Source organism: Marininema mesophilum (assembly GCF_900106775.1).
Lineage (GTDB): Bacteria > Bacillota > Bacilli > Thermoactinomycetales > DSM-45169 > Marininema > Marininema mesophilum.
In genome coordinates, this window is the sequence record NZ_FNNQ01000008.1 from 146,708 (window position 1) to 165,129 (window position 18,422).

At 46.6% G+C, this 18,422-nt stretch carries 15 protein-coding genes, 1 pseudogene, 1 riboswitch and 1 other annotated feature; of the genes and pseudogenes, 4 read left to right on the top strand and 12 right to left on the bottom strand.

The genetic code is table 11. The features are described from left to right. Nucleotides 1-114: 114 nt before the first annotated feature. Both BLV90_RS09475 and BLV90_RS09480 read right to left on the bottom strand, forming a co-directional pair. Nucleotides 115-1,293, bottom strand: a complete 1,179-nt coding sequence (locus BLV90_RS09475) for an aminotransferase class I/II-fold pyridoxal phosphate-dependent enzyme (protein ID WP_091739894.1) — start codon at nt 1,291-1,293, stop codon at nt 115-117. A gap of 5 nt (nt 1,294-1,298) precedes the next feature. Continuing rightward, a pseudogene (locus BLV90_RS09480) lies at nt 1,299-2,512 on the bottom strand (aminotransferase class I/II-fold pyridoxal phosphate-dependent enzyme). 208 nt (nt 2,513-2,720) lie between these two features. Beyond that, a riboswitch (SAM riboswitch) is annotated at nt 2,721-2,832 on the bottom strand. A 266-nt stretch (nt 2,833-3,098) separates the two neighbouring features. Here BLV90_RS09480 and BLV90_RS09485 point away from each other — a divergent pair. Beyond that, the gene (locus BLV90_RS09485; RefSeq protein ID WP_281242016.1) at nt 3,099-4,301 is read left to right on the top strand and encodes an ornithine--oxo-acid transaminase; all 1,203 of its coding nucleotides are present in this window, start codon (nt 3,099-3,101) and stop codon (nt 4,299-4,301) included. 202 nt (nt 4,302-4,503) lie between these two features. Here the strand turns inward: BLV90_RS09485 and BLV90_RS09490 are convergent, their stop codons facing one another. Next, a complete protein-coding gene (locus BLV90_RS09490; RefSeq protein WP_177167983.1) occupies nt 4,504-5,175 on the bottom strand; it encodes a helix-hairpin-helix domain-containing protein in 672 nt (223 codons plus the stop codon). Between the two features lie 131 nt (nt 5,176-5,306). Here BLV90_RS09490 and comER point away from each other — a divergent pair, with 131 nt between their 5' ends. Next, nucleotides 5,307-6,128 (top strand): late competence protein ComER, encoded by an 822-nt coding sequence (gene comER / locus BLV90_RS09495; protein ID WP_091739846.1) that lies wholly within the window; start codon nt 5,307-5,309, stop codon nt 6,126-6,128. Between the two features lie 302 nt (nt 6,129-6,430). Here the strand turns inward: comER and leuS are convergent, their stop codons facing one another. The 7 genes from leuS to BLV90_RS09530 all read right to left on the bottom strand — a co-directional run bounded on the left by leuS (nt 6,431) and on the right by BLV90_RS09530 (nt 13,358). After that, nucleotides 6,431-8,896: a leucine--tRNA ligase gene (leuS, locus tag BLV90_RS09500; protein ID WP_091739849.1), complete on the bottom strand. Its 2,466-nt coding sequence runs from the start codon at nt 8,894-8,896 to the stop codon at nt 6,431-6,433. 86 nt (nt 8,897-8,982) lie between these two features. Continuing rightward, nucleotides 8,983-9,223, bottom strand: a binding site (T-box leader). A gap of 81 nt (nt 9,224-9,304) precedes the next feature. Further along, nucleotides 9,305-9,646, bottom strand: coding sequence for a ribosome silencing factor (gene rsfS / locus BLV90_RS09505; protein WP_091739851.1), 342 nt, complete (start codon nt 9,644-9,646; stop codon nt 9,305-9,307). Continuing rightward, a complete protein-coding gene (gene yqeK, locus BLV90_RS09510) occupies nt 9,643-10,236 on the bottom strand; it encodes a bis(5'-nucleosyl)-tetraphosphatase (symmetrical) YqeK (RefSeq protein WP_091739854.1) in 594 nt (197 codons plus the stop codon). Before yqeK ends, rsfS begins: the two co-directional genes overlap by 4 nt. Then, nucleotides 10,223-10,825, bottom strand: a complete 603-nt coding sequence (locus BLV90_RS09515; RefSeq protein ID WP_245726307.1) for a nicotinate-nucleotide adenylyltransferase — start codon at nt 10,823-10,825, stop codon at nt 10,223-10,225. Before BLV90_RS09515 ends, yqeK begins: the two co-directional genes overlap by 14 nt. Next, nucleotides 10,818-11,669: a shikimate dehydrogenase gene (gene aroE / locus BLV90_RS09520; RefSeq protein ID WP_091739857.1), complete on the bottom strand. Its 852-nt coding sequence runs from the start codon at nt 11,667-11,669 to the stop codon at nt 10,818-10,820. Before aroE ends, BLV90_RS09515 begins: the two co-directional genes overlap by 8 nt. A 70-nt stretch (nt 11,670-11,739) precedes the next feature. After that, nucleotides 11,740-12,885, bottom strand: coding sequence for a ribosome biogenesis GTPase YqeH (yqeH, locus tag BLV90_RS09525; protein ID WP_342707316.1), 1,146 nt, complete (start codon nt 12,883-12,885; stop codon nt 11,740-11,742). Then, the gene (locus BLV90_RS09530; RefSeq protein ID WP_177167984.1) at nt 12,840-13,358 is read right to left on the bottom strand and encodes a YqeG family HAD IIIA-type phosphatase; all 519 of its coding nucleotides are present in this window, start codon (nt 13,356-13,358) and stop codon (nt 12,840-12,842) included. Before BLV90_RS09530 ends, yqeH begins: the two co-directional genes overlap by 46 nt. 306 nt (nt 13,359-13,664) lie before the next feature. Here BLV90_RS09530 and BLV90_RS09535 point away from each other — a divergent pair, with 306 nt between their 5' ends. Continuing rightward, nucleotides 13,665-14,420 carry a YheC/YheD family protein gene (locus tag BLV90_RS09535; RefSeq protein ID WP_177167985.1) on the top strand — a complete coding sequence of 252 codons (756 nt, stop codon included), beginning with the start codon at nt 13,665-13,667 and terminating at the stop codon, nt 14,418-14,420. A 26-nt stretch (nt 14,421-14,446) separates the two neighbouring features. Here the strand turns inward: BLV90_RS09535 and BLV90_RS09540 are convergent, their stop codons facing one another. Further along, the gene (locus BLV90_RS09540; protein ID WP_245726308.1) at nt 14,447-16,168 is read right to left on the bottom strand and encodes a serine hydrolase domain-containing protein; all 1,722 of its coding nucleotides are present in this window, start codon (nt 16,166-16,168) and stop codon (nt 14,447-14,449) included. A gap of 405 nt (nt 16,169-16,573) precedes the next feature. Between BLV90_RS09540 and BLV90_RS09545 the strand changes: the two genes are divergently transcribed. After that, nucleotides 16,574-18,034: a catalase gene (locus tag BLV90_RS09545; RefSeq protein WP_091739866.1), complete on the top strand. Its 1,461-nt coding sequence runs from the start codon at nt 16,574-16,576 to the stop codon at nt 18,032-18,034. 146 nt (nt 18,035-18,180) lie between these two features. Here the strand turns inward: BLV90_RS09545 and BLV90_RS09550 are convergent. Beyond that, nucleotides 18,181-18,422 (bottom strand): zinc ribbon domain-containing protein (locus BLV90_RS09550; protein WP_143035029.1); only part of this gene is annotated, 242 nt, incomplete at its 5' end.

The window sequence follows — 18,422 nt, forward strand, 5'->3', positions numbered from 1 at the left end:
TCCCTTTTTTCACGTATTCTTCTATCCATTTTACAACAGGTTTGCCCGACAAAAAACCGCCTTCCCCGAATTGGGGTTGGCGGTTGTTGGTAGAACTCGATCATTCACCATTTATTATACTATGGATGCGCGCCATTCTCCTACCGAGTATAGACGGCGCCCTTCAATGGATCGCTCCAAATCATCCAGTAAATCATCCGCATCTTCTAGACCGACCGATAGCCGGAGAAGACCGTCTGTCACACCCCGAGCGACTCGCTCTTCAACGGGCATCGCTGCATGGGACATCTTTGCGGGGTAGGAGAGAATACTCTCGACTGACCCGAGGCTGACGGCGACAATCGGTAGGTGCACTTGGGAAAGGACTCTCCGTACACGTTCGCTACTTCCTAGGTCAAAGGAAAGTACCGCACCATGACCACTTGCTTGGGAAGCTTGGAGGGCATGGCCAGGATGTTCAGCAAGGCCTGTATAAAAAACCCGTTCCACTCCTGAGATTCGTTTTAGCCCTTCGGCAATCTTTGCCGCTGAAGCCGTCGAAGCATCCATCCGTGCCTTTAAGGTTTTTAAGCCTCTCATCGTTAACCATGAATCCTGCACCCCTAGTATGGATCCAAGGGCATTTTGCAAACCACTGAGACGGGTGGCAATCTCCCTATCCTGGGTGACGAGTAAACCGGAAACCACATCACTATGTCCACTAATAAACTTCGTAGCAGAGTGGATCACTAGGTCCGCTCCCAAATCCAAGGGCCGCTGAAAGCAAGGAGTCATAAAGGTATTATCGACCATGGTGATCACGCTATGGTCGCGAGCAATCCTTGCCACTCCTCGTAAGTCGGTTACCTTCAGTGTTGGATTAGAAGGGGTTTCGATATATAGCGCCTTTGTATTAGCTTGGATGGCTTCCTCCACTTTGGTCAGATCGGTGGTATCCACAAAGGTAGCTTCAATACCTAACCGTGGAAGTACTTGCGTTAAAACACGAAAGGTACCGCCGTACAAATCATTGGACACGACCAGGTGATCACCAGCAGAGAAGAGCAAGAAAGCTGTTGAAATGGCAGCCATCCCGGATGCACAGGCAAAGCCCGCTACTCCCCCTTCCAACTCAGCGATGGTTTGTTCCAAGGCCTTCCTGGTGGGATTACCGGAACGGGCGTAGTCAAACTCACCTGGATGGTCAATATCCGTCTGATGAAAAGTGGACGCTTGATAAAGTGGGATGCTTGCTGCACCTGTGATTGGATCAATTTCATTACCATTATGCAAAAGTTTCGTTCCAAATTTCATCGTTTTCACACCCTTTTCCGTAGAGTAGTTGGGAAACATCCCCGTGCCTCATCCAATGCCTGGGAGAGGTCATCAATCAAGTCATCTAAATTTTCGATGCCAACAGAGAGGCGTAAAAGTTTATCACAAACCCCTACTTGTCTGCGGATGTGCTCAGGGATATCTGCATGGGTCTGAGTCCAAGGGTAGGTAAGTAAACTCTCTACTCCTCCTAGACTTTCTGCAAAGGAGATCAGCTTCAGAGAGGATAAAAACGCGGGTACCCATTTTGGATCTTTTACCCGAAAAGAGAGCATCCCGCCATAACCGCTCGCCTGGGATTCTTGTACCTGGCGATCATCAGCTAGAGTCGTTGGATAAAAAACACTCTCAACAGCTGGATGCCCACTGAGGAATTGAGTCAGCACGATGGCATTCTCTTGATGCTTCTCCATCCGTAAAGCAAGAGTTTTCATCCCACGCATCAATAGCCAGGAATCTTGGGGACTAAGAACCGCCCCCATCGAGTTGTGCAAGGTAAAAACGCGCTCAGATAACTCTTCCCCACGGGTGACAATCAGTCCAGCCAAAACATCATTATGTCCACCTAAATACTTCGTACCCGAATGAACAACTAGATCGGCTCCTAATTCCAGGGGACGTTGAAACCAAGGGGTCATAAAGGTACTGTCGACGATAGCGAGCCACCCCTTCTCTTGAGCTAGTAAACAGACCGCACGGATATCCGTCACTCGCATCAAGGGGTTCGTCGGGGATTCAATAAAGACTCCCTGCGTTTCTGGTCGAGAAGCATTCCGAATCGCCTCTAAATCACGTAAGTCCACATAGCTAAAGGTTATGCCATACCGAGTCAGAATCTCTTCAAACAGCCGATAGGTTCCTCCATAGAGATCTAAGGAGACGATCAAATGATCCCCCTGGGAAAAGAGACCCATGATCGTTTGTATAGCGGCCATCCCAGAACTACATGCAAAGCCTCTCTGCCCACCCTCTAGATCGGCGATAGCCTCTTCCAAGGCCTGGCGAGTAGGATTACCTGTACGTGTATAGTCGTACCCTGTGGATTCTCCCAGGGCAGGGTGCGTGTATAGTCGTACCCTGTGGATTCTCCCAGGGCAGGGTGCTCGTAAGCTGTTGCATGGTAGACAGGACAACTAATTGCCCCTGTACTTTTACATCGACTTTTCCCAATCTGCGCTAGTTTCGTATCTTGATGCATGATTTACCCTCCATAGCCTATCCTTATTGGGTGGGATTTTTGATTCTCGTGTAGATGTTGCCTGGTTTCGCTAAGGAAAACAAATCAGCTCGTGCTGGGTATCATCAAAGCACTTCACTTATTAAGATATCTTGTTGATCGACCAGGCAAGAGATAATAAAAACCTCTTCTCTTATTTTAAGAGAAGAGGTTGGTTTGCCAGTCTCTTCTCTTATCTCCCAAAAGCCATCTCGGCTCTTGTAAGAATTGGCACCTTCCGGTTGGTTTACCGGGGTTGCTGGGCTTCATCGGGCTAGTCCCTCCGCCGCTCTTGATAAGAGTGTCACAAAACAAGATATTCACTTTAACCGTTTAAAAACTTGTGTATGATTATATCTTTGGTGAGTCCAACCGTCAAGGACTTATTCGTTAAAAATAAAAATCAGTCACACTCTGGGATGAGAAGACTCGTTCATTTTTATACACTTTACCTCATCTTGATCCGTTTTACGGGGAAACCTATGAAGAGGTTGAAAGCGGTGTTATAGTGGGAATAAACGGCCCGGAGTTATCCTTTATCGACAACGGGTGAACCTTGCAAAAAGGAGTGAACACAATGTCCCAAAACCGTGCTCTCATCGAATTAACTGATCAGCATGGCGCCCGCAATTACCATCCTTTACCGATCGTAATTTCCCAAGCTGAGGGCGTCTGGATCGAAGATGCAGACGGCAAACGCTATATGGATATGCTGAGTGCATATTCTGCCCTTAATCATGGTCATCGTCATCCCAAGCTGATCCAAGCACTCAAGGATCAAGCGGATAAGGTGACTTTGACCTCCCGAGCTTTCCACAATGATCAGCTCGGTATTTTCTATCAAAAGGTAGCTAAGCTGACTGGAAAAGACTTAATACTCCCGATGAATACGGGAGCAGAAGCTGTAGAAACTGCCATTAAGACTGTTCGTCGCTGGGCCTATGATGTGAAAAGGGTTCCAAACGACCAAGCCGAGATCATAGTTTGTGAAGATAATTTCCATGGTCGTACGCTAGCCGCTGTCTCTCTCTCTTCGAGTGACGAATATAAGCGTGGCTTCGGTCCTCTGCTTCCTGGTATTCGTATCATCCCTTACGGGGATGCGCATGCCTTACGTGAAGCAATCACCCCTAATACTGCCGCCTTCATTGTTGAACCGATTCAAGGAGAAGCAGGTGTGATCGTTCCCTCAGAAGGATTTTTACGCGAAGCTGCTAGCATCTGCCGGGAACATCGTGTTCTCTTTGTCGCTGATGAGATCCAGACAGGTTTTGGTCGTACGGGGCAATTCTTCGCCTGTGATTGGGAAGGCGTTAAACCTGATATGTACATAATGGGTAAAGCCCTTGGTGGAGGTGTCCTTCCAATCTCTGCTGTCGCCGCAGATGAAGAAATTCTCGGCGTTTTTGAGCCAGGCTCTCACGGTTCTACCTTTGGTGGAAACCCCCTCGCCTGTGCTGTCTCAATCGCCGCACTGGATGTACTTGAAGAGGAGGATCTGGTTACACGTTCTCGTGAGTTAGGTGCTTGGTTTACCAGCGAATTAAAGAAAATCCAAAACCCCATAGTTAAAGAAGTACGAGGGAAAGGTCTCTTTATTGGTATGGAACTGAAAGAAGCCGCTCGTCCCTATTGTGAGGCCCTAGCGGCTGCAGGTCTTCTCTGTAAAGAAACCCATGAGAATACCATTCGCTTTGCTCCTCCCCTTGTCATTTCCAAAAAGGAATTGGAATGGGCTTTGGATAAAGTACGTACTGTTCTCCAGCCCTAATTTCATAGATTATCGATGTTGTCCTTCATGATATAAACCCACGGTTATAAATAGATAACCGTGGGTTTATGTATCTTATAGACATCACTAATCGAATTTAATTACATAAACGAATCTAAATTTCATAATAATCACAAATATTATTAATCACCACGTATTTCGATTTAGTTTACCTGTTGTTCCAGGAATAGTACGGCCGTTTTTATTGTACTCTCACCTGATCTTTAAATTGTTCCAAGGTCTTCTCCCCGATGCCACTCACTTCGGTCAACTGATCCACTGATGTAAACGGGCCATTTTCCTCTCGATATCTAATAATCGCTTCTGCCTTGGAAGGGCCGATGCCATTTAGGGAATCTAAGTCCTGTACCGTAGCAGTATTCAGGTCTATTGGAGATTCTTTAGCCTCTGCTCCTGATTCCCCTCCCTCGCCTGATCTTGCTGACGTTCCTGCTCCTATTCCTGAAGTGGTTGGGATTTCTTCCCCTTTGCGAGGGATGATGAGGGCCATTCCATCTGTGAGAGGTTGTGCTAAGTTTACGCGAACCATATCCGCCACCGATTTAGGTCCACCAGCTAATTCTACAGCATCCTGTACACGAGCACCTGGATCTAACCGATAAACCCCTGGTTTCTTCACCGCACCCTTTACATCGATAACCAGTTCCGTTGCTTGTTTTGTTCTCTTTGTGTTGGTAGTTGTTTTTTCGGAGCGCTCCTTTGCAGGTTGCGCTTCATAGGACTGCCATCCCTCTTTCTTTCTCTCCTCACCATCCCAGCCATTCATTACTAAAAAACCAATTAACAATAGAAGCAGTGCCCCAGCTACACCTACTAACTTTTTCTCTCGCGAAGACCATTGATTCTCCCACATCATTCATTTTCTCCTCTCAGCATATCTACCGTTAAAAGAGAAACCCTCCCGATCATATTCCTTGCTCATCACCCATAACCATAAATGCAGAAGATAATCCTTCATGAACCGGCAATAAAGGAGGGGATCGTATGACGGTGGGCTTTATCGGCACAGGCAGTATGGGGGGAACCCTGGTTGAGTCCTTCATCCAGTCTGGCCGTCTATTACCCAGTGACATCTTGATAAGTAACCGTACCCGGGCAAAGGCAGAGCACCTCGCTGATAAAAATCCAGGCTTAGGGATTGCAACTAGCAACCGAGAGTTGGTTTCTCAAACCAGTTGTTTCTTTTTATGTGTGAAACCGAAGGAGTTTAGAGCCGTCCTCGATGAGATCAAAGAGGAGGTTCACGAGGATCAGATAGTCGTCTCCATCACAAGTCCCGTGATGATTCGTGATCTAGAAGAATGGCTCCCCTGCAAAATAGCTAAGATTATTCCAAGTATTACCCAGGCTGTCCAAGCAGGAAATTCCTTATTTATCCCCGGTTCCCGCTTAACTGCAAACGATAGAGAACAGTTATGGGACCTTTTTTCCGCCATCAGCCGCCCACTTGTTATCGAAGAGCATCACACTCGGATCGCCTCCGATCTAGCCAGTTGCTCTCCTGCTTTCATCGCCAACCTCCTAGAAAAACTAGCAGATGCTGCCGTAGAAGAGACACAGATTCCTATCGAATCTGCTCGCTCCCTTGTCACCCAGATGGCCCACGGCCTTGGTCGATTGCTCACCGAGGGGGGATTCACCCTAGAAAGTTTGCAACAACGCGTAGCTGTCCCAGGTGGAATCACTCGAGAGGGGCTCGATCTACTGGATGAAGACGTCGGCCCCGTTTTCAATCGGCTCATCCGTCTCACCCATGCGAAATATGAAGATGACGTGGTAAAAGTGCAACAATCTTTGGATCACTAATCCCTCCTCCACATAGTTAATAAACCCTAAATTCCCATAAATAACATGAATACGTAAAAATAGTAACGAATAGTTAATCACCTGTCTAGTAAAAATAGGCCTTCTCACATTGGAGAAGGCCTCTAAAGACCACTGGGTAACTCTACCCAGTGGTTTTTAAACGTAGTTAACGGTTAGAAATGATATGAATACCATCAATAGAGTTGTTATTAACTAAATAATACTATTCTCTGATAACAAGATGAAAAAAGCCGCCTGCCTTAATGGCAAGCGACTGATTCGCCCAATCCATACATAATCAATCACTGAGCAACAATGTTGACCAATTTACCTGGTACAACAACCACTTTACGGATGGTTTTTCCTTCAATGAGTGCTTTGACCTTCTCTTCTGCTAAGATCGTTTCCTCAATCATCGCCTTATCCGCTGTAGCTGGTAACACGGATTTATGGCGTACCTTGCCGTTTATTTGGACAACAATTTCCACTTCGTCGAGGATGAGTGCTTTTTCATCATAGGTAGGCCAAGATTTCTTATGGACGCTACTTTCATGACCGAAGTCATGCCATAACTCCTCCGTGATGTGGGGAACGAAGGGAGCTAGCATCAGGACCATTTTTTCCACGGCTTCCGCTAAGACCCCGCGATCTCCTTCAGCAGGGTAGGCGTTGATTCCATTCACTAATTCCATGATCGCACTGATCGCTGTGTTGAATTGATAACGATCCCCTGCGTCGATGGTTACCTTTTTCACTGTCTGATGGAGTAAACGGTTCAGCCCCTGTGCTACACTATCCTCTAGTTTTACTTCTGGTTTTTCGTGTACGAGTTCTACATGCTGTTGGGCCATCCGCCAAACTCGATTGAGAAAGCGATAGATACCATCTACTCCAGCATCGTTCCAGTCCAATTCTCCATCCGCTGGTGCAGCGAAGAGGACAAACATCCGCGCAGTATCTGCACCATACTTTTCAATGATTTCCATCGGAGAGACTACATTTCCTTTGGATTTGGACATTTTCGAGCCATCTTTTAAGACCATACCCAGAGTGAACAATCGTTTAAAGGGCTCATCTACCTGAATCATTTCTGCATCATGAAGCACCTTTGTGACAAACCGCGAATACAACAGATGGAGAACTGCGTGTTCTACCCCTCCGATGTAATCGTCCACTGCCATCCATTCGTTAGCCTTTTCTGGTGCAAAGGGAAGTTCTTTGTTTTTCGGATCCGTGTAACGGAGGTAGTACCAAGATGAATCGATAAAGGTATCCATCGTATCCGTCTCCCGCCGCGCTTCCTTTCCACAGGAGGGGCAGCTTGTATAACGAAAACTATCCGATGTAGTGAGGGGATTGGACTTCCCATCAAAGGTGACATCCTCAGGTAAGGTAACGGGAAGATCTTCCTTGGGAATCGGCACTACGCCACAGGAATCACAGTACACGATGGGAATCGGGCAACCCCAATACCGCTGACGAGAAACGAGCCAGTCACGCAAACGATAGGTTGTGGTCTTACCTCCACTCCCCACTTCCTCTAAGTGATGGGTAATCGCAGAAATAGCTTCACGTTTACTCATCCCATCGAAGGAACCAGAATTGACCAACGTTCCTTCATCGACATAGGCTTCTTTCATTTCGTCATTTTTGCCGTGCTCTTGACCAGGTGGGAGAATTACAGTACGAATCGGCAAACCATATTTACCAGCAAACAGGAAGTCACGTTCATCATGGGCGGGGACACCCATCACCGCCCCAGTTCCATAATCCATCAACACATAGTTAGCCACCCAGATAGGAATCTCTTTTCCAGTTAAGGGGTGAACCGCTACAGCACCTGTGTCATATCCGATCTTCTCAACATCAGATCCGGTTCGGGAAAGCTCCGTTTCCTTCTTCATTTGCCCAATAAATTGATCGATTGTCTGTTCATTAGGCTTTCCTTCAATTAATCGGGGTACCAGGGGATGTTCTGGAGCCAGAACCATATAACTTACACCGTACAAAGTGTCCGGCCGGGTAGTAAAGACAGGAACTTCTGTAAGACCCAACTCAGGAATGGTAAATGAGATCTGCGCCCCTTCACTCTTCCCAATCCAGTTGCGTTGCATCGCGCGTACTTTCTCAGGCCACTCTGTCAACTCATCTAAGCCTTCAAGCAAGCGATCTGCATAATCGGTAATTTTTAAGTACCATTGTTCAAGGTCTTTTTTAACCACTTCTGAGTCACAGCGCCAGCATAAACCGTTTTCAACCTGTTCATTGGCAAGCACCGTAGCACACTGCGGACACCAGTTAACAGTTCCTTTTTTACGGTAAGCCAATCCCCGTTCGTAAAAGAGCAGGAAGAGCCATTGGGTAAAGTGATAGTACTCTGGAGTACAGGTACCTACATAGCGATCCCAATCATAAGAATTCCCTAGACGGGATTGTTCTTGTCGAATCCGTTCCATATTCTTCAAGGTCCATGCCCTGGGGTTAACACCTCTTTGAATCGCTGCATTCTCTGCTGGCAGGCCAAAGGCATCCGCTCCCATCGGATGAAGCACCCGATATCCGTTCATTCCCTTAAAGCGGGCCAATACATCCCCAATCGCATAGTTACGGACATGACCCATATGAAGGCCTTCACCCGATGGGTAGGGAAACATCTCCAATGCATAAAAGGTTGGCTTATCGGTCTCTTCTGATGTTTGATGGGCTTTATTCTCCGCCCAAACAGATTGCCACTTTGGCTCAATATCAGCAGGTGTATACTTTTTCATTGATTATCCTCCAGTTATTAGTTTCAACATACCTTCACCTTAGAGAGAGAAGACAATATTAAAACCTCCCGCCCCCAGCTTACTTTGCTAGGGACGAGAGGTTGGATCACGTGTGCCAAACTCCCGCGGTACCACCCTGATTGGCATATCAAATGCCCGCTCTTGGAGAATCCGTTATCAAGGATTAATCGTCACAGAGTACTAACCATGTGTTCCTCTGTAAAGCGGTGGGGCGAGTTCCCCTAATCTTCCCGGTCAGTTTTCACCGATTCACTGACTCTCTGGATACAGGATCGTTAGGATACTACTCCCCGCCATTGCCGTTGTTGTTGGATATTTAATTTACATTATATGAAACATCTTAGACATGTGTCAACGATTTTAATCGTTTTTTGTTTCATATTCCTTTTATTGGGCTGACACTTCCGCCGCATCGCCCCACAACCGCTCTAAATCGTAGAAATCCCGCTCATCCTTGTGGAAGACATGAACCACTACGTCACCGATATCGATCAATACCCAGCGGGCTTCACGATAACCTTCCAGCCCTTTCATTGTCACATTTTTTTCTGCCATCCTCTCCTTGACCGCCTCCGCAATCGCCTGCACTTGCTTTTGAGAATTACCGTGGCAGACAACGAAATAGTCGGCAAAAGCAGATAATCCTCGAATGTCCAGGATGGTGACCCGTTGGGCTTTTTTCTCTTCGGCAGCAGCGGCCGCTGATTGTGCGATTTCCACCAGGTTCAAAGAGATTCCTCCTTAGGTTTAGATTGATGGACTTGATCCACCATAAAATTTCGGGCGGACAAGGTTAGTGGATATACGGTCATCCCTCTTTGAATGAGAAACAGAAGGGTGTTATCCAAGGACTTTAGGAGGGCTCGGTCGAGATCAGTCTCGGCCAGTAACCTTACTTCCTCCACACCAGGAAAACGACGAGCTGGTTCCATATAGTCAGCGACAAAAATAACTTTGTCTAATAAAGTCATATGCGGCCGACCTGAGGTATGATAACATATTGCGTCCAAAACTTCCTTGTCCACGACCCCCAAATCCTGCTTAACTATATGAGCACCCACTGGGGCATGCCACAATTCTTTATTGTACTGAAGAAGATCCTGTGTAAAATCATCACCTGTGACGATGACCTCTCTTAATCGCTCTTCGGGCCAGCATTTACAATAATCATGAAGGAGGGCCGCCAATTCCGCTTGCTCTTGATCCGCACCAAATCGCTTTGCTAAGGTCAATGCAGTGGCTATCACCCGCTTAGTATGTTCAAAACGGCTACGGGTCAGTTGCTCTTCTACTGCTTGTACTAGTTTAACTCGGTCCATAAAGTTGATTCTCCTCCATATACAACCGAACGGATTCAGGGATGAGATACCGTACCGAATCCCCTCGTATCAATCGATTGCGCAGATTGGTAGAGGAAATATCCACTTTAACCCCTTTACTCACTAGTGTGAGACGACGTCGTACCTCAGGGGAAAGTTCTTTTTCATCCAACGAGTACCCTGGACGTAATAATCCAATCACCGATACCCTCTCTAGGATCTCCTTTATACGGTGCCACTTAGGCAAATGAAGTACCATATCCGCACCCATGATCAGATAAAATTGATGTTGTGGATACATTTTTCCTAAGAAAATCATTGTATCCACAGTATAAGAGGGACCCTTACGATCTAACTCTATCCGGGATGCACAAAAAGAAGGGTGATCTGCCACTGCTCGCTCTACCATAGCCAACCGATGTGTTGCATCCATATGGGGGCCTTTTTTATGAGGAGGCGTTTTAGCTGGGATAAACCATATTTCGTCGAGCTCCTCAGCAAACCGTGCCTGCTCTGCCATAATCAAATGGCCCATATGAATCGGATCAAAGGTTCCACCGAAAATACCTATTTTCATCGTATCACTCATTAGCCAGTGACCGCTCCAAAGTAGCCACCATTTGTTGTACAGGTGGTTCAGCACCCAACCACCTTCGATAGGCAAGAGCCGCTTGATGGACAAGCATCCCAAGGCCATTATGAACGTGCGCTCCTCGCAACTTTGCCTCATGTAGGAGACGTGTTTCCCTAGGGTGATAGATCAAATCACTTACGGTCAATCCCTGGTGAAGGTAGTCAGGATCGATGGGACATGCCTCCTCATGGGGTGACATCCCGACGGAAGTGGTTTGTATAAGTAAGGACGCTTCCTTTAAGGGAACGGCGATATGTTCCAGCAATACTGCTTCAGCCTGTGTCCATCTCCGCAATCGCGAAGCGAGTTCCTCAGCTTTGATCAAGGTTCGATTGGCAATTGTGATATGGGCAACTCCCGCTTTCGCAAGGGCTGTTCCCACTGCTCGGGCAGCACCACCCGCACCAAGTAGAACGATTCGTCTCTCTCTGAGATCGATCCCCGTTTCACTCTGCAAGGATTGGATATAGCCTTCCCCATCTGTATTGGTTCCAATCAGTCGCCCTTGGTCAATGATCACCGTGTTCACAGCACCAATCTCCGCCGCTTCTTTCTCGACTTCATCCAAAAAATCCATCACAGACACCTTGTGGGGAACCGTCACATTAAACCCTCGAAAGCCAAGGGCTTTTAACCCAGCTACCGCCTGCCCAAGATCCGTAGGGGTGACATCAAAGGGAAGATAGATATATGGTATATGTTGTTTCGCAAACGCATCATTCCATATATGTGGTGATTTTGAGTGACCAATGGGATGACCAATCACCCCTACCTTTCCTACTGTTCCAGTAATACGCATACGACCCCCTGAAATTTTTTCATTTTGTAATGAAACTACCCGATTTACCCCATCCCTAATCTAAGGAATGTCAAATAACAGCGGAACGAAGCTCTACACGGACGTCCTCAGGAGCCCAGACATCCACCTTTGCTTTCTCGCTACCCATACTAACCCAGCCTAAGCCAGAGATTACAATATCTTGTTTCTTGCCTGCTTTGATATGAAAGGTATGTCGCACCATCTTCGGCATCGATTCAGGTTTTTTTGGTGGAGAGAGGAGTTCCCCGCGATGTCGATCCCAAACCTCACTTGCCTTTTCCAGCTTTGTCCGATGAATATAGAGGGCATTAGCAAAATAACAGACAAAGGATTGTCGATTGCCTTCTACAAAGTCAAATCGGGTCAATCCACCAAAAAAGAGCGTCTGGCCTTCACTCAATTGATACACCTTTGGCTTTACTTCCCCATCCGGTGTTATTTGCTTGAGTTCCTTAGGGTCTACCCACTCGCTCATCCGATCCTTACGCACCACCCCTGGCATATCGACGATATGTTTGCCATCACCAAGGGGGATACTGATCGCATCTAAAGTGGTTCCTGGATATGGAGACGTAGTAACAGCTTCTTCCCCACCACCAAATTCCTTCAATAAGCGATTAATCAAGGTGGACTTGCCCGCATTCGCAGTACCAATCACGAATACATCACGACCCTCTCGGTACTTCTCAATCGCTTCTGCAACGGTATCCATCCGTACTGCTTTCACAGCACTCGTCAATACAACATCTACCGGCTTTACACCTAGGTCTTTTGCTGCCCTTTGTACCCATTCCTTCAAACGCTGATGCTTAATCGATTTAGGAAAAAGATCCACTTTATTGCCAAGTATAAGGAGAGGATTATTGCCAATATGACGATGGATTCCTGGAATCCAACTCCCTGAAATATCAAAGAGGTCGATTACCTGAACCACTAATGCCTCTGATTGGGCAATTTGCTCAAGCAGACCCAATGTAGCACTAGGATCCTGCTCTACAGGTGCCAACTCATTGTAATGCCGGATCCGGTAACACCGCCGACAAATCATATGCTCCCGCTTCAAAGCTGAAGCTGGCATATACCCTTGTCCCTCGGGATCCTCTGTTTGCAGTGTGACTCCGCAACCTTCACACCATCGCTCTTGTTCTATCACTTCTGTTCCTCCCAGCCCAACAAACCCTTCTGCTTCATCCAACGGAAAACCACCCGTTCAGCGAGACGGTTTACCTTTGTAAACGTGCCTTCTGATTGAGATACAGGGACCACCAATATCGTATGAAGTCCCAGGGTATTTCCACCAAGAACATCCGTAAACAATTGATCCCCGATCACGACCGTTTGTTCCGGTTGAATTTCCATCTTTCGCATCGCCCGTTTAAAAGCAGGGGAAAGGGGTTTCTTCGCCCGGTGAATATAAGGCACACGTAGGGGCTGTGCAAATTTAGAGACTCGAGTCCGTTTATTGTTTGAAACAATCATCACTTTAAAACCCAACCCCTGCAATTGATCTAACCAACTAACCAATTTCGGAGTGGCATCAGGGCGCGTCGACTCGACCAACGTATTGTCCAGATCAACAATCGCCCCCTTCACACCCCGGCGTTGCAACTCATTAAAATCGATTTCATAAACCGATTGCACAAACTCATCGGGAATGATCCGTTTCAACACAGCTCCACCCACTTAGCGCATACTTTTCGGCCCTAACTATACCACATCATGGAATGGCGTTGCAAAAGACAACATCGCTCTGAAAGGATTTTCTATATTTATTTGATATTTTCGGTAAGCTAGTATAACAGCTTGCTTCGTGGGCGGTTATCTATCTACGAATCGACAATTGTTTGATGGGTTGATATAGCTAATAGCTAACACCCACTTTTCTATTAAAGAGCCCCTTCTCATAGAAAACCCACACTAGCACCTTCATCACTACGTAATTTAGATTAGTAATGATGAAGGTGGGGAATACATTTGACTCAACTACTTTGTATAAGAAGTAAAGAATGCAAGAACGACCTATTATTAAATGATCCGGTAATCTCTCCGTATCTTCCACAAACACTTCCACTAAACCTAGTTAACCTTCAAAAAATGATTCTTCGCTATGAAACTGTCTATGTAAAACCAGACGTCGGAAGTTCAGGGTTCGGCATTTATCGAATTGAGCGACTTCAGCCCAATCAATACCTTCTTCGCAGTCAAACCACGAAGGTTATGCAGGGTACCAGCGCAGAACTAGGACAGGCCACCATGAAAATTGGACGCAAAAAACCATATCTTCTCCAGCAGGGCATACAAAGTTTAACCACCCGTGGACTTCCCTTCGATTTACGCGTTCACATGCAACGTGTTAACGGAGAGTGGGTATATGGTGGGGCGGTTGGAAAATTAGGGAAACGATATGGTGTAGTGACCAATCGATTTCGCGGTGGGCAACCCGTCCCCATCGAAACCCTTCTTGCCCATCATTTAAACCGTAGCCCTATTCAACAAAAATCCCTGATGGAAGAGATCAAACGAGTTGCTTTTCGTATAGCTCGTCTCATGCAAAAGCGCTTTCCTTATCCTAGGGAATATGGGATCGATATTGGGATCGATAATAAACAGCTATGGATTTATGAAGTGAATACGTCCCCAGGAATTACTGTTTTTAGAAAACTATCCGATCACCGGCCGGTGAAACGCATTCTCCTTCATCGCAGACAGGGAAATATTAAGCGACGATAACAATCATTCTTTCCCTGCACTTCAATCTACCGATTCCGCTTAACCCATCCTTCCCCCGTTAACTTTAGTGCGCTTGGTTTTCCTTGACCCTTAACAACCGGGTGTTTAACATACCAACCACGTTCATTGCCTGTTTCATTGGTGTGATAACGAAAGCGGAGATAACGAACATCATTTGGCAATGTAATCCCTTGTCTGCCCCAACCTTCACTATCCCCACTCAGCGATGGGCTTAGGGAGGACCACGTCTGACCATCAACCGATCCCTCGACCACACCATAGTCCGCACCTGGTTCTATCCGATACCATGTGTCAAAAGTGAGCGTGCGATTCTCCCCTAGGGGTAATTCCTCTGACATTAGACTACGGTCCAGTTGATCGCCATAGCCTGCAAACCAGGCTTGCTGCCTACCAGGCACTTTGACAGGTATCCCATCAGCGACAAAACGATTCACTTGTCTCCGAAGTGGATTGATTGATGATGTCGCTCGTGTAGGATGCACCCGGTTGGTCAAAGTGATTGCTATCGTTGCATTGCTGCGGCTAACCACCATCGATGTTCCTGTAAATCCCGTATGACCCATACTTTCTGTACCCGAGAGTCCATCCATGTACCATGGTTGATTTAACTCCCATCCAAGGCCATGATCATGCCCTGAAAAATCCGCATTCTGATTTTGTTCCATCAAGGCAACCGTATTTGGTTGTAAAACCCGTACTCCTCCGTATCTGCCTTTGTTTAATAGCATTTGGGCAAATACAGCTAAGTCATGGGCAGTCGAGAAGAGACCGGCATGACCTGATACTCCATCAAGGGACCAAGCATTTTCATCATGGACCTCTCCCCAAACCATTCCTCGATTTAACACAGGTTGATACTCTGTAGCCGCAATCCGTTCTCGGAGTGATGCAGGAGGATTATAAAGGGTATCCTTCAGTTTAAGTGGACGGGTAATCACTTGTTTAATTACCTCATCGAGACGTTTTCCTGTGAGTTTCTCTACTAAGGCCCCTAGGGTGATCATATTTAAATCACTATAGACATAGGTGCTACCCGGTTTATTTTTTAGTGGGTGTTTCAAAACGATCTGGATTCGCTCTTTCCGGTTACTTCCCATCTTCCATAGGGGGATGCCAGGCTCAAATCCAGAAGTATGGGTCAATAACTGACGAATGGTCACATTCTCTTTCCCATTTTGGGCGAACTCAGGTAGATACCGGGCTACTGGATCATCTAGTTGAAATCGACCCTCTTCATAGAGCTTCATGACCACAGTAGCCGTAAAAATTTTGCTAATCGAGGCGATATCGAAAATCGTATCCTTTTTCATCGCAACCGGTTGTTCTAAGGGTGTTTTTTGATCATCTTTATACTTGGCCGCCTTCCCATAAGCCTTCTCTTTGGCCACAACCCCACTTCGGGCAACTAGTACCACTGCCCCAGGGGTTGTTTCTTTTGCCACCGCATCCTCCATAAAAGGATCGATAGCATCTAGCGAACCTTTAATCATCCCAACTTTTCCTGGATGGCCGTGATGTAATACAGGAGAGTTCGGAGCTGGTTCATCCCATGGGTTCCGTTTGCCTCTCTCTGCCTGAATGAACTCCTCTCCTCCTTTGATATTATCGATGGGCCGTCCGTTGTTCATAGCAGAACCGCTATTTGCTGCCCATCCTCCACTTGGAAACACAAGGCTCAATCCCAAAGTAATCGAAACTACTCTCCTTATAGGAAAACCGTCTCTCACTTTTGTATCTCCCCTTTCCGTACTTCATTGGATCCAGTTGAAATCATCGTTCACTCAATTTCCAATCCAACAATTATATGGAAAGTTAGACTTTATTGGGAAAACATTTCTAAAGACGTTCCAATAACCCAGACCATTGAAAAGATCAAACTTGATAATATATACCATACCAGTTATCAGTATACCTTCTTACAACAAGTACCATACAACGTCCAACGCCTGCCATCTGTACGAATCTTTTAGATTTCCATGCATATAAAATGATGATTGCCCATTACATGGTTAGGGGTATATACCATCCTATGAGGCCACAAAAAAGGGGTTGACTCAGTTTTTAATTATAATTATTATTAATAAATAAATACTATTACTTTACACATACTATAAGGGAGAGTGATCGTCAGCATGAACGAGAAAAAGAATCTGACGACAAACCAAGGAGCCCCAGTAGGGGATAACCAAAATTCCCGTACAGCCGGTCGCCGCGGTCCGACTCTACTGGAAGATTATCATTTGATTGAAAAAATCGCCCACTTTGATCGGGAGCGTGTACCCGAACGTGTCGTGCACGCCCGTGGTGCTGGTGCATACGGAACTTTCCGTGTCACACATCCGATGACGAAGTACACAAAAGCATCCTTTCTACAAAAAGAAGGGCATGAAACCCCGGTCTTCGTCCGCTTCTCCACTGTGATCCATTCTGCTGGTTCCCCAGAGACAGCACGGGATCCACGTGGCTTTGCTGTGAAGTTTTACACAGAGGAAGGAAACTATGACATCGTCGGTAATCACCTACCTGTTTTCTTCATCCGAGATGCTATCAAGTTTCCCGATATGGTTCACTCCTTAAAGCCAGCACCGGATACCAATATCCAGGATCCAGATCGATACTGGGATTTTATGTCCCTCTCTCCTGAATCAACTCATATGATGACCTGGCTATTCTCCGACTATGGTACCCCTGCTAACTATCGTCAGATGGAAGGCTTCGGTGTTCACGCTTTTAAATGGGTCAATGCAGCAGGTCAGGTCATCTATGTCAAATATCACTGGAAACCAATCCAAGGTGTCAAAAACTTCTCTGCCGAAGAAGTCAAAGAGGTGCAAGGAAACGATTTCCAACATGCGACTCGGGATCTTTTTGATCATATCGCCAAGGGTGATTATCCTGAGTGGGATCTTTCTGTTCAGCTACTGCCTATAGAAGATATGGATAACTTTGATTGGGACCCCCTTGATCCTACGAAAGTATGGCCAGAGGATCTTTATCCTCTCAATCCAGTAGGACGGATGACCTTGAACCGCAACCCACAAAACTTCTTTGCGGAAACGGAGCAGTCCGCCTTCACCCCCAGTGCTGTCGTCCCAGGGATTGAGCCATCCGAAGATAAGCTCCTTCAAGGCCGTCTCTTCTCCTACCCTGATACTCAGCGTCACCGCATTGGACCAAACTACCTACAACTACCTGTCAACTGCCCGTACGCCAAGGTGCAAAACCATCAACAGGATGGAAACATGCAAATAAACCGAGAGCAGCCGACGATCAACTATGAACCTTCCCGTCATGAGGAGAATCCCCTAGAGGATCCAGCCTACTTGGAAAGCGAAACCCCTCTCTCTGGTGTAGCCGGTCGCCAAAAAATCTACAAAACCGATAACTTCACCCAAGCTGGGTTGCAATGGAAAAAATTTAATGAGTCCGAACGGGCAAACTTGATTAAGAACATGGCCAATGATCTAGAGCAGGTCAATGAACAAACTCGACTCTTGGCGATTTGCAACTTCTATCGTGCAGACGAAGAATATGGACGCACACTTGCGGATGCCCTGGGTATCGATATCAGCAAATACCTACAACAAGCTTAACCACTTTTGACACTCCCATGGCTGAAGCACCCCAAGGGCACTTCCTTCGGGCGCCATGGGATTTTTGAGTCGTTAGCGTCCGCAATCCGTTTCCGTTTTGGACAACGCTCAAGTTCAGGGGTGTGTCATCACCCCATCCTGTACAGTTAGAATGTACCCATACAGGCGGCGAGCCCAGATATCGCCTTACCTATATTGATCGCTCCATTTAAGTCTGCATGACAGATATAGCCACACTGCTCACATTGGAAACGAAGCCCATTTCGATTAGATTTCTCTCGATGCCCACATTGGCAGGTTTGACTGGTATATTCCGCTTTGACTTCTTCAAAGCGAATACCTACCATCTCTGCTTTGTATCGGATAAATTCTTTCAGTTGATAGAACG

Coding starts and splice junctions, on each gene's coding strand:
- BLV90_RS09545 (WP_091739866.1), top strand. CDS start 16,574: ATGAACGAGAAAAAGAATCTGACGACAAACCAAGGAGCCCCAGTAGGG.
- comER (WP_091739846.1), top strand. CDS start 5,307: ATGACGGTGGGCTTTATCGGCACAGGCAGTATGGGGGGAACCCTGGTT.
- BLV90_RS09490 (WP_177167983.1), bottom strand. CDS start 5,175: ATGTGGGAGAATCAATGGTCTTCGCGAGAGAAAAAGTTAGTAGGTGTA.
- aroE (WP_091739857.1), bottom strand. CDS start 11,669: ATGCGTATTACTGGAACAGTAGGAAAGGTAGGGGTGATTGGTCATCCC.
- BLV90_RS09475 (WP_091739894.1), bottom strand. CDS start 1,293: ATGAAATTTGGAACGAAACTTTTGCATAATGGTAATGAAATTGATCCA.
- leuS (WP_091739849.1), bottom strand. CDS start 8,896: ATGAAAAAGTATACACCTGCTGATATTGAGCCAAAGTGGCAATCTGTT.
- BLV90_RS09515 (WP_245726307.1), bottom strand. CDS start 10,825: ATGAGTGATACGATGAAAATAGGTATTTTCGGTGGAACCTTTGATCCG.
- yqeK (WP_091739854.1), bottom strand. CDS start 10,236: ATGGACCGAGTTAAACTAGTACAAGCAGTAGAAGAGCAACTGACCCGT.